The sequence below is a fragment of the Pseudoalteromonas phenolica genome, assembly GCF_044788725.1.
Classification (GTDB): domain Bacteria; phylum Pseudomonadota; class Gammaproteobacteria; order Enterobacterales; family Alteromonadaceae; genus Pseudoalteromonas; species Pseudoalteromonas phenolica_C.
In genome coordinates this window covers 1-12108 of sequence record NZ_CP173162.1, presented here as the reverse complement: position 1 = coordinate 12108, position 12108 = coordinate 1, and the positions used below count along the sequence as shown (strand labels likewise).

Sequence of the window (12108 nt, the reverse complement as noted above, 5' to 3'; positions counted from 1 at the left end):
TTATTATTACCCTATTTTTAAGAAAGTAAAAAGCCAGTATTTTGTGCATCTGTTCGTTTTTATAAGAAAAGTTATGTCCTCTATTGTGTTCCTTGCGGTGCTATTGATGTCTTGCTCTCAGTTTGCAAGCCAGCTTTATATGCCTGTTTTACCAGACATAGCAGCAGATCTGGCTTTAAGTTCCAGTGCAAGCCAAGCAGTGATCGTGAGCTTTTTCATCACGCTTGGGCTAACCCAGTTAATTGCCGGGCCTCTTCGAGATAAATATGGTGACAGACAAATCCTAATCGTTGGGCAGCTCATCTTAGTAGCTGGCACATTAATATGTGGTTTTGCAGAGTCAAATTGGCAATTTCTGCTAGGCCGAGTTTTACAAGGGATAGGCTCAGCTTCGCCCGTTTTGATCAGTCGAACCTTGTTAGCGCAGTATTTAACTGGTGCGAAATTGAAAAGTGCGATGGCAAGCCTTGCAATGGCAGCGTCGATCACAGCAATACTTTCGCCAATGATAGCAGGTACACTCGCGCAACTTATTAATTGGCAAGGCCTCTCCTTTATTATGGTGCTACATTTTGCACTGGTGTTGTGGCTGGGCTTTGTGATCCTCCCTAAATCACAAAAAAACAATGCTCACTCTATTAGACCTCGAGCGTTGGCGAGTTTATATAAATCACTGTTACAAGATAAAAATTTAATCTTATTGGCTAATTTTAAGTGGTTACCTACTTACTTATATTTAACTATTCAGCTTTATTTGCCCTTTTATTTACAAGCGCAATTTCAGTTTAATACCGAGCAAATAGGCTACGCCATGATGCTACCAATGGCGGGCTTGCTAGTAGGGTCTTCTTTAGCAAAAATAATGCAAAAGCGTATGAGCTATATGAAAATCGTTAAATTGCTATGGCCCGCACTACCTATTGCTGCGTTTATTTTTGAATTCAGCCACATCAGTGCGCTGGTTATGTTGTTTGCTTACACACTCATTATGATGGTGTTTGGTGCATATTTTCCGAGTTACATGCACATCATTGGCTTATTACAACCAGAAAAAGCCGGCTCAGCCAATGCGCTAGTAGGTGCAATAGAGTTACTATTTTTCACGGCCTTAGCTTGGCTGACCAATGTTATTTTATTTAGCAGCCAGCACATATTGCCCTTTATCGTGCTAACTTGTTCAATGGTTTTATGGCTTTGCTGGAAAAAACTATCATTAAACCTAACCCTATGTGAGAGATAAAAAGAAATGGAATTCACAACAAAAAGACTGATTATCCGCCGACTTAAAGTCTCTGATTTAGAGGCAGTATTAGCGCATAGAAGTGATCCATTTACTTCCCGTTATATTGGCAAACCTGCCACCCTTGCTGATGCGCAAGCGCGGATCGCACAAGCTCAACTACCTTGGGAAGGCAAAGAAGGTGAAAGACTCATACTTGCGATTGAGTGTAAAGAAAGTGGCCTGTTACTTGGTGAGTTGATGTTCAAGTTTGTTTCCTTAGAACATCAATGCGGTGAAATAGGATACCGTTTAGCCAGTCAATACCATGGTAAAGGCTATGCGTTTGAAGCCGCAAGCGCTTTAATCAAAGAAGTATTTACTCAATTTGAGCTTAACAAGCTTAATGCGATTTGCGCCGTTGATAATATAGCTTCATGGAAGTTAATGGAAAAGCTGGGAATGACAAGAGAAGGCAGGCTCAGGAGTTATATGACCCTTCCCTCAGGCACTACTGACTGCTTTACCTATGGCGTGTTAAAGCACGAAGCTATATAGCCCTAGGGCTTATGCCTTTAACTTTTTATACCCTTAGCTCTCTATCCCTTTAACTCTTTATACCCTTAGCCTTTTATCCCCTTAAACAAGAGCGGATAGCGTCTGATCACTTCGCCAATATAGTCATCGGCCAGTATCGATTTTTCAAATTGCTCAATATCTTTACTGGCATGAATCACCCATTCAAGACGCTCAATAGCCCTTAAAAACCCACGTTTCAAATGCAATTGTTGCTTATATTCATCACAATTACGCGCCAATATCTCGATTTTTTCGGGATTGGCTTTCAAGGCACTCAGTACCTCCTGAATATAAGCATTGTCTTGTGGTTTTGGGGCACGTCTCACTCTATTTCTCATCACTTCGCCACTGAATAATATTAATTTTAAATACTTAGCCAACAAAGTACGGCTTTGAGGGCTGTCTTGATCATAACGCATGTCCATAAATGTGTGCGGACAGTTTAACACCCGTCCGAAATCTGTCCGACTGACCGTCCGATATGTATTAGCAACATTTAGAAAAAACAAAAAAACAATACTTTTCATAACCTTACCTATTGGCACGCTGTTTGTAATACCTAACTATCTTTCAGGTATTATTTTTAAGGCGGACAGCTGTGATCAGAGACACCCAAGGACAAGACAAGCAAGTAGCACCACGTCGAAATAGCAAAAAGTGGTTATTGCTTGCATCAGGCTTACTAGCCACAACAGCATTAACGGCTTATTCAGTGCCCAAATTTAGTCAACTTTTAAGTACTGATTTAGTGGTTTCACAATCAGTTATCCAAACTGCTATCGTTGAACGCGGCGATATGCTCGAAGACATTCGAGTAGAAGGTAAAACACTCGCAGCAATTAACCCTGCAGTGTATGCCATTGCACCGGGTACGGTCACTTTACATGTCAAAGCCGGCGATAAAATTAATAAAGGGCAAGACTTATTGAGTATAAACAGCCCTGAGTTGAGAAATCAGTTACTGCAAGAACAAGCAACTTTAGCGCGCTTAGAGACTGAGTTTAATCGTCAGAAAATCACCACAGAGCAACGCTTGCTAGATACCCAGCAGCGTGCAGAATTAGCACGTGTTGACCTCGAAGCTGCATCGAGTGCCATGGAACGTGCTAATGCCAGTATCAAAAAACAGATCATTTCAAAATTAGAGCTCGAAGAGAAAATCGTTGCGCTCAAACGAGCAGAGCTTAATAAAAAGCATGCCATTGAAGCGCTCGATTTAGAGCAAAAAAGCCTTAACTTTGAACTTAAAATTGCCGAACTAGCGTTAACCCGTCAGCAGCACTTAACGCAAGAGCTAGAGCGCCAAGTGGCGGCTTTAACCATTCAATCACCACTAAGTGGCATTGTTGGCACTGTAAACGTACAACAGAAGCAACATGTGCAACGAGATGCTGAACTGATGTCACTGGTTGATTTATCAGAGCTTGAAGTCGAAGCCTTTATTCCAGAGAACTTAGCGGATGAACTGGCAATTGGCTTAGCCGCAAACATTCAAATTAATCAACAAACTTACCCTGCAACTTTGGTGGCAATTTCTCCCGAAGTTGAGCAAGGCCGTGTGGCAGGTCGCATTCGCTTTGACCAACAACCAGAGAAGCTTAGACAAAATCAACGTGTCAGTGCGCAACTTATTTTGTCGCAAAAACAAGATGTCCTAAAAATCAAACGCGGCGCTTTTGTCGAAACTGGCGCTGGCAAAATTGCCTACTTAATAAACGAAGGACAAGCACAACGTCAATCAATCAGCATTGGCGCTAAAAGTATTCACGAAGTTGAGTTAACATCGGGCGTGAAAGCCGGAGATAAGCTCATCATCTCAAGTCTTGCTGCGTTTCAAAACCAACAAAACGTCATGCTTAGTAATTAAAAGGAAAATATCATGTTATCAATGCAGAACATCAGCAAAATTTATCGCACCGAGCTTATCGAAACCCACGCCTTGGTTGACGTCAATTTTGAGGTAAATGAAGGAGACTTCATCGCTGTCACTGGCCCTTCAGGTTCAGGTAAAACCACCTTCTTAAACTTAACCGGTTTACTCGAACCTTTTGACAAAGGCCAATACTTTTTAGACGGGCAAGATGTCAGTAAATTAAATGACAGCCAGCTCTCTAAAATTAGAAACGAAAAAATTGGCTTTATCTTCCAAGGTTTTAACCTGATCAGCGAATTAAACCTTTACGACAACATTGAAGTGCCTTTAATTTTCAGAGGGCTACCAAGTCATGAGCGCAAGCAACGTATCGAAAATGCCCTTGAAATGGTCGGTCTTGCTAGTCGCGGTAAACACTTTCCAGCGCAATTAAGTGGTGGTCAGCAACAGCGTGTTGCGATAGCCCGTGCACTCGCAGGGCAACCGAGATTCTTATTAGCCGATGAGCCAACGGGTAACCTTGATACCCATATGGCGCGCCAAGTGATGGATTTACTGCAAGAGATTAATCAACAAGGCACGACCTTGCTGATGGTAACGCACGATAATGAACTGGCCCAACGCGCACATCGCAACATTCAAATTCTTGATGGCCAGTTAACCGACATCAACAAAAGCCAACTTACTGATTTAGCTGTTTAGAACACAGGTGCGACATGAAAGACTTATTTCAACTCGCCCTGCAAGGCGTTAAACAAAAAGGCAAACTCACTATTTTAATGATAGTCAATTTGGTGATCGGTATTACATTACTTCTCACCATGAGTACCACAGTGAAGTTAAGCGGTAACAGCGTGCTGGCTGACAAAGCATCGCAAATGCACCATTTCAGCCTCAACTATATGGATAACGACTTTGAGATACGCAACCAGTTTCGCTACCCACCACTGACGTTTCAAGATGCTCAGGCACTCAAAAATGCCGATTTAGACTATAAACACCTGTCATTTAACTATGACACTCGGTTTATTTTAGAATCAGAGCAACTCGATAGCGCACGACCTATGATTGCCACGGCATCTGCTTCAGATATCGATTACTTTAGTGTTTTTAATGTGCCTTTTATTTTCGGTGCACCTTGGTTAGAAACACAATCGGAGAGTGACGTCATCGTGATCGATAAAAAAGTCAACGACCACTTTTTCTCAGGTGAAAACTCGGTCGGCCAATTTATCAAAGTCGATAAACAGTCTTTAAAGATTGTCGGTGTAATGGACTTATCTCAGCACAAGCGCCGTATTTCAAATATGCGCTTTAGCAACCGCTACAATGATTTAGCGATTGTGCCTATGGCAACAGCTGAGAGAATGAACTTGCCTCGTGCTGGCTACATGCCTTGTCAGACAAAAGAAGAAAACCAACGCAGTGAATATCGCCAACATAATGTATCGGCACTTAAATCGGCTGAATGCGGCTACCTTCACACTTGGATTGAGTTCGATAAGCAAAACCACCAGCAACAACTTGCGGCTGCAACTTTGTGGGCGCGTAATTACACCCAACAGCAAGCAAGTCTCGGTCGTTTCCCTCATGAAGAGAAGTACAAATTGAACGATTTACAGTTACTACTGAATGAATTTGCGCAATTCATGCGTTGGGAAAAAGTCTACCTTCAGTTTTCTTATTTACTATTTGCGATTTGCTTGGTGAATACTGTGGGCATTTTGCTTGCAAAATACCAATCTAAAAACAAATTGGTTTCGCTCTATCGTGCGCTTGGTGCGAGTCGTTGGTATATCGTAAAAATACACCTGATTGAAATAAGTTTAATCGCCTTTGCTGCCATTATTGCAGGTGTACTATTCGCTCATTTAGGCCTTGAGCTGATGTTCCAAGTTAATATGTATCAAATGGACTACTCGGCAGATCCGAGCTTGGTTAAGCACTTCTTCAGTATGGATTACAGCTTTGCATTGACGTCTGGTGCGTTCATTTATGCCGCTATTTTAATTGCAGGTTTATATCCGGTTTACCGTATCAGCGGTATTTCGCCAGCATCGCAGCTTAGGGGGTAATCATGTCTTTAAAACATATTCTTAAATTAATTCTGAAACAAAAAAGCATCTCGATACTGATTGTTTTCCAAGTTGCTATAACTCTCATGATCGTCAGCAATAGCGCCTTCATTAGTTATGCAACGCTGCAAAACTGGTTAATTCCATCAAAGCTTGAAGAAAAGCAAATCTTGAATGTGGTCACCCATGTTTATGATGAGCAAGTCGATAAAGGACAATTAATTGAACGCGACCTAGCGGCTATTAGAGCCCTGTCAGAAGTTGTTTCAGCAACGTATAGCGGTGAAGAAAACGTCATTGATACACGTCGCTCGAGCAATGTTGTGTATAGCGATAACCTTGATGAAAATGCCAAAGATCATTCCATTGCACTGTTTGGTGTTGACCAACAAGGCGTTGAATCTCTAATGCTCAATATCAGCAGTGGTCGAGACTTTTATGCAAATGAATTCGTGATGGGTGATGCAGAAACGACACCTGCCAGTGTTGCGCTTATCAGCGATGATTTAGCGAAAACGCTCTTCGAAGGGGCTTCACCTTTAGGTCAAACCGTCTTTTTGAATGGTTCAAAAACGCCTTATCAAGTAGTGGGGACGTTCGAAGATAAAATGCTTGGAGAAAGCGCGACTTACGAGCAAGTTTGGTATCACGGTATGGTTATTCCAGAAGCCATTTACGGCCTTAACAACGAAGTGAACTACATCATTCGTGTTGCACCTAATACCTCAGAAAAGATTTTAGAAACGCTAGAGACTTTGCTTTACCAAGAGCCTGGTCGCATTGTATCTCGTGTCGAATTCTCAGCGCGCGCTAAAAAGCGGTTATGGGATGGCAGAAGTAGTTTTGCGTTTGTGATGTTCGCTATCAGTGCGGTCGCTTTACTTATCACTTCATTAGGTATTATTGCCCTGGTTACGTTTTCAGTCAAAATGCGTCATAAAAACTTAGGGATTTTAAGAGCACTGGGAGCGAGTAAAAGCATGGTACTAAAAAGCCTGCTCATCGAAAACTCACTGCTAGCAATGGTTGGCTTAGTGATAGGCTTCTTTTTATCTTTGTGGCTAAATATGGCACTATTACAAACACTTGGGGTACAAGGGACACCTAACGTAATGGTAGGTATAGCGGTTACCCTGTTTGTTTGGTTGTTAACTTGCTTTGCGGCTTATTTACCCGCCAGAAAAGCAACGTTAATTGCGCCGGCGCAAGTGACGAAAGCCAATTAAACCTTTAAAGGTTAAACCTAATAAGAGAGACTCAGGTCTCTCTTTCGCATAGAAATAAATTAAAAGAATAACAGTATGCAGCACAGTAAAGTTTTAATCATCGACGATAACCCTGATGTAGTAAAAGCACTCAGGGTTTTATTTTTAATAAATGATATTGAATGTGATGGCGCAACTTGCCCAGAAGAAGGCATAACTAAGCTGCAACAAGGTGGGTTTGATCTCGTTATTCAAGACATGAACTTCACGAAAGACACGACTTCGGGCGAAGAAGGTGAAGCACTCTACCACCGTATTCGTCATTTTGACCCTGATCTCCCAATTATTCTGCTCACTGCTTGGACTAATCTTGAAATGGCCGTTGCGCTTATAAAAGATGGCGCAGCCGATTACATTGCCAAACCTTGGGAAGATCAAAAGCTTCTCACAACAGTACAAAATTTGCGAGAGAGCTATCAGCTACAACAACAGCAACTGAGCAATCACGTTAAGCAAAGATCACGGTTGCAAAACCTTAGTGATAACTTTGATCTGGCTGGTATGGTATTCGCCGACAACAGCATGATTAACCTCGTTGAAATGGCCACTCAAGTCGCTCATTCAGATGCGCCTATTTTAATCACTGGACCAAATGGTGCGGGTAAAGAGAAGGTCGCTGAGCTTATCGTTGCCAATAGCCAATACAAAGATGCTCCATTCATAAAAGTAAACGCGGGCGCATTACCTGCTGATTTAATCGAAGCAGAATTATTTGGTGCAGAAGCTGGCGCATATACTGGGGCAACCAAAGCCAGAGAAGGCCGTTTTGAAGCAGCCAATGGCGGGACTTTATTTTTAGACGAAATAGGCAACTTACCATTATCTGGACAGCAAAAATTACTTAGAGTATTACAAAGTGGCGAATTTGAACGCGTTGGCAGTACCAAAACTCGTAAAGTCTCAGTGCGTATTATCAGTGCCACCAACACCAACCTGCCTCAAGCCATCGCCAATGGCGAGTTTCGAGAAGACTTATACTATCGACTTAATATGATTGAGCTAAAGCTGCCCCCACTAGCGCAAAGAAAAGACGATATTCCCTTGTTAATACAATCATTTCTCGATTCAGATAAAACGCTTAGTGCCAATGCAGAGCACACATTAATGGCGCACTCATGGCCGGGGAATGTGCGCGAACTACAGAATGTGCTTGGTAGAGCTGCACTTCTTTGCCAAAACAACACCATTGAAAGTAAAGACTTAGGGATTACACTGTCAAAAGTGCCTGTAGAAGAGAAAGTAGAATACAGTTTGCAAGACATTCAAAGTGCTCTAGACAAGCACCAAGGTATTGTGGCGAAAGCCGCACGAAGCTTAGGGCTAAGCCGCCAGGCATTTTACCGTCGTATGGAAAAGTTCGGATTAAAATAATGCAGCACAATGAGATAAGTTTATTACACAAAACAGGCTACTCTCTGCTGGGCTGTTTTGTATTGTTTTGGTTTATTTATGCCGCGGGCGAACAATTCGGATATCAAGGTGTTTGGCTAACCATTTTTGCATTTACTTCTTCATTCGTGTGCTTAGCCACCGCCCTATTCTATTTTGTCAGCTTTCAACAAAAACAGCTGGATGCTTTACACGATGGTATTAAGAGTTTCAAAGATGGCGACTTTTCAATTCGCATTCATCCTGATGGCGATAAACACCTTGCACCTATACTTAACTTATATAACGATCTTGCTCGCAACCTTACTGAGCAACGACAAACTTTAAGCCAAAAAGAACATTTGCTAGATAGCATAGTTCAAGCTTCGCCGATGGCGATTGTACTTTTTAACCCCTTTAAACAAGTGGTCTATCACAACCAGCAAGCGAATGAGTTACTGCAAATAAAAGGAACATTAAAAGGTAAAGAACTATATTCACTGTTAGACAATGTCAATAACCCAATTGCGACCTTCTTACTCGAACAGGGCTCAGGCATCGTCAGCTTTGAACATAACGACTTAAAGCACAGTTACTATATTGCAAACCAAACAGTGACTTACAACCACCAGCCCCACCAACTTGTATTATGTAAAGACTTATCAATAGAAATAGGCAAAGAAGAACTACAACTTTGGAAAAACGCCATTCGCTTGATCAGTCATGAACTCAACAATTCTCTTGCTCCAATCTCTTCTTTAACTTCGTCGGCAGAAGCCATTTTAGAGAAAAATGCCCATCTAGATTTGCTCCCTGATATTTTGCAAACCATTAACCAAAGAGCCTCTAATCTCAACGTTTTTATCGCGAAATATGCCGAATTTGCCCGCTTGCCAAAACCGAATATCAGCAAACATAGTTTAGCTTCTACACTACAGAGTGTTCAGAGGCTTTATTCATTTGAATTATTGGCTAATTTGCCATGCGAATATGCCTATTTCGATGTCTTGCAACTAGAGCAGGTATTAATAAATTTACTCAAAAACGCACACGAATCTGGTTCAAAAGTATCCGATATTGGCATTAAGGTCGTTAAAGATTATGACAGAGTTCGCTTTGCTATTGTCGACAGAGGCCAAGGGATCACTCAGGGTAAAATCAGCCAAGTGACTTTGCCGTTTTTTTCAACAAAACAAGGTGGAAGTGGACTTGGTTTGAGTATTTGTTCAGAAGTGATCAACGCGCATCAAGGTCAATTAAAGATTAAAAATCGTTCAAACGGTGGCGTCATGGTCGAATTTGACATTCCATTGAAGATTTTTAAACAAACCACTTAAAATTTTATAACTTATTGATATACATTATTTTATGAATATATTCATAAAGCATTTTAGCTTGAACTGTAATCTCTTGTAATAAAATTAATCATAAAAAGCGCATTAAATGGTGTAAATCTTAACTGAACTAGGATAAATTAGTCCCCATAATACGCAAAAGAATACGAATCTTAGTAGATTGCTCATTGTGTGAGTATTGCGTATTTAGCGAAAGGAAACGAACAGAACTAAAGCAAAACTACCACCGGATAAGTGTAGTGCTGGGTTTAACATATTGCGACTTATGAATATATTCATAAGTCATTAAAGGAGCTAACTGTGAATTTTGAAACTAGACAGAATATAGCCAATGAAATTTGGCTAACTGATGCACGTTCTGCACTTGATAAAGTGCATCAACAGATCAAAACAAATACATTAAGCGCACTGCCAAATCTTCAAAACCAGCGTCACGCACATGGTGCAATTCAGTCTTACTGGCATAGTTGTTTTAAGCTAATGGCTCCTCTGCAGGTGCAAATTGATTTTGTTAATACCCTTGAAGCTTATGAATATATTGAAATAAGAAATACAGGTCCTGCGATCATCGATCTTGAGAATTGGCGTCTTGACCTTACCGATACAGGTGAAACGCTTTTTACATTTCCTCGCAATAGCTACATTAAACCAAACCAAGCGATTAAAGTTGAGCAGCAACAAAGCACCTTTATGTTCAACGCATCGTCTCCTTCATTTAGTCGACAAGGTTGTCAAATTAAATTATTTGACTCTGAAGGCAGCCTTGTAAGTTGTTGGATAAATGGTCGTCGAGCACATGACTCCGTCATCATTTCGCATATTAGCCACGACCAAACATCTACAAAAAACGAGTATAAAGACCATATCGAATTAATAAACTTAAGTACTTTTTGGGTTGATTTATCAGGTTGGGAATTATGCGTTCAAGATGGTCCTTCATTTATATTTCCTAAGATGAGCAAAATGGAACCTTGCTCAGAATTAAAGATATACGCTGATCATGTCGAGTCGGGCTGCTTTTCTTTTAGTAGCAAAACGCCTATTTTTAACCGCTCATCTAAAACAGTTGTGTTGTTCGATAATAACAAACAACTCGTAAACGAATATCACTTTGCATAACTCCCTAAGCTTTTAGTGATTTTTTGGGGGCATTAGCCCCCTTTTTTTTAAAATGATATGATGCAGGCTCATAATAAAAACAGAGCTCAAGGATATGATTTTATACACACTTTTAGCTATTCTCATGGTTGTACTTGGTATGCTCACTTTTGTGCCTAGATACCAAGCTGTAATTAACCGATTTTCTACAGGTATTAATTTTTTCCTTACCTTAATTGCCACCTTATTTGGTGTGCTATTAGCTATGGCATTTGCCAACATAGAAGAAGAACAAAAAGAAAAAGAGCACGTCATTAAGCTCATGCAAGCCACCATCGCCGCCATAGAGAGTTCTCATGATTATTCAGAAGACCTGTATGAGTTTTACATAGAGCTGCCTAAGAAAGACGAAACCCGAGCACACTTTTTTGATAAGAACCCGCTGCCATTTCCTGATTACCTCAACACCTTTATGAGGCAAAGTCTGGTTAACAGAACGCTTTCAGAAGACACACTGATAGATTTAAATGAGTATAAGTTTAATTTACAGAAAACAAGTAATGGCAACCAACCACAGATTTATCTTCTGCTATTGACGTATACAATTGAGGCATTGCAACTTGAAATTGCCTATCAAAAAGGTGAAAAGTCATTATCAGAACTAGAGCAAGCAATTGACAATAAAGATAAAAGGTTCAGTTTAGCTTTGGATAAAGTGAAAGGCTCTAGCCTTTAAGCTGTTTTCACCTATTTAAAAATAACAAAGCGAGGGGTAAACCCTCGCCTAAATTGCGTTTTATTTCTCGTTTCTCGTCTCGAAAAAATCTTAACTAATCACCTCAAACTCAATCTGCGCTTTCTCTTGATGAGATAGCAATGATTTAAGGTGATCAGCAATGTCTTGGGCATCATCGCTCAAGAAAAAATCAAAGCCTGTGCCATTATCATCAAGAATAATCGCAAGCCCTTCATTAATTACAGTGACTTTTGAAATACGGTTAATCTCGATACTTTGACTTTTGTCCGTGCCCATAACTGCGTGCAATGATTTGTTTTTAATTTTAAGCACATTACCATCACGACAGATCTGATTAGTTAAGGCATTATCTTGTTTATACTTGGGATGAAAGCAATAACATTGACCTGCGAACAAGATCGCCATACAAATCACGAGATAATCTGGCAACACGCGCTCTTCAATACTGAAATGGCCGATAAGAAGTAGGCCTGTCAAACTCAACACCAGCCCCAATAATGCTTTATCTGATATTTGCAA

At 40.7% G+C, this 12108-nt stretch carries 12 protein-coding genes; 10 read left to right on the top strand and 2 right to left on the bottom strand.

Annotation, left to right across the window (positions count from 1 at the left end):
- The first annotated feature begins 73 nt into the window (after nt 1-73).
- Together ACH784_RS17700 and ACH784_RS17695 are read left to right on the top strand one after the other, a co-directional pair.
- Nucleotides 74-1240 (top strand): MFS transporter, encoded by a 1167-nt coding sequence (locus ACH784_RS17700; RefSeq protein WP_404396020.1) that lies wholly within the window; start codon nt 74-76, stop codon nt 1238-1240.
- 6 nt (nt 1241-1246) lie between these two features.
- Complete coding sequence (locus tag ACH784_RS17695; protein ID WP_404396018.1) at nt 1247-1777, top strand: GNAT family N-acetyltransferase; 531 nt, start codon at nt 1247-1249, stop codon at nt 1775-1777.
- Between the two features lie 65 nt (nt 1778-1842).
- On the opposite strand, the gene ACH784_RS17690 is transcribed toward ACH784_RS17695, so the two are convergent.
- A complete protein-coding gene (locus ACH784_RS17690) occupies nt 1843-2325 on the bottom strand; it encodes a hypothetical protein (protein WP_404396016.1) in 483 nt (160 codons plus the stop codon).
- Between the two features lie 71 nt (nt 2326-2396).
- Between ACH784_RS17690 and ACH784_RS17685 the strand changes: the two genes are divergently transcribed.
- From ACH784_RS17685 to ACH784_RS17650, 8 genes are all read left to right on the top strand, one after another.
- A complete protein-coding gene (locus ACH784_RS17685; RefSeq protein ID WP_404396014.1) occupies nt 2397-3665 on the top strand; it encodes an efflux RND transporter periplasmic adaptor subunit in 1269 nt (422 codons plus the stop codon).
- Nucleotides 3666-3677: 12 nt separating this feature from the next.
- Nucleotides 3678-4373, top strand: coding sequence for an ABC transporter ATP-binding protein (locus tag ACH784_RS17680; protein WP_130254242.1), 696 nt, complete (start codon nt 3678-3680; stop codon nt 4371-4373).
- Nucleotides 4374-4387: 14 nt separating this feature from the next.
- Nucleotides 4388-5746: an ABC transporter permease gene (locus tag ACH784_RS17675; protein ID WP_404396013.1), complete on the top strand. Its 1359-nt coding sequence runs from the start codon at nt 4388-4390 to the stop codon at nt 5744-5746.
- Nucleotides 5747-5748: 2 nt separating this feature from the next.
- Nucleotides 5749-6972 carry an ABC transporter permease gene (locus tag ACH784_RS17670; protein ID WP_404396011.1) on the top strand — a complete coding sequence of 408 codons (1224 nt, stop codon included), beginning with the start codon at nt 5749-5751 and terminating at the stop codon, nt 6970-6972.
- Between the two features lie 75 nt (nt 6973-7047).
- Nucleotides 7048-8382 (top strand): sigma-54-dependent transcriptional regulator, encoded by a 1335-nt coding sequence (locus ACH784_RS17665; RefSeq protein ID WP_404396010.1) that lies wholly within the window; start codon nt 7048-7050, stop codon nt 8380-8382.
- Nucleotides 8382-9716, top strand: coding sequence for a sensor histidine kinase (locus tag ACH784_RS17660; protein ID WP_404396009.1), 1335 nt, complete (start codon nt 8382-8384; stop codon nt 9714-9716). The genes ACH784_RS17665 and ACH784_RS17660 overlap by 1 nt, the downstream gene beginning before the upstream one ends.
- Nucleotides 9717-10034: 318 nt before the next feature.
- Nucleotides 10035-10853 carry a lamin tail domain-containing protein gene (locus ACH784_RS17655; protein ID WP_404396007.1) on the top strand — a complete coding sequence of 273 codons (819 nt, stop codon included), beginning with the start codon at nt 10035-10037 and terminating at the stop codon, nt 10851-10853.
- A 94-nt stretch (nt 10854-10947) separates the two neighbouring features.
- Complete coding sequence (locus ACH784_RS17650; RefSeq protein ID WP_404396005.1) at nt 10948-11568, top strand: hypothetical protein; 621 nt, start codon at nt 10948-10950, stop codon at nt 11566-11568.
- Nucleotides 11569-11658: 90 nt separating this feature from the next.
- Here ACH784_RS17650 and ACH784_RS17645 read toward each other — a convergent pair whose 3' ends face one another.
- Nucleotides 11659-12108, bottom strand: a complete 450-nt coding sequence (locus ACH784_RS17645) for a hypothetical protein (protein ID WP_404396003.1) — start codon at nt 12106-12108, stop codon at nt 11659-11661.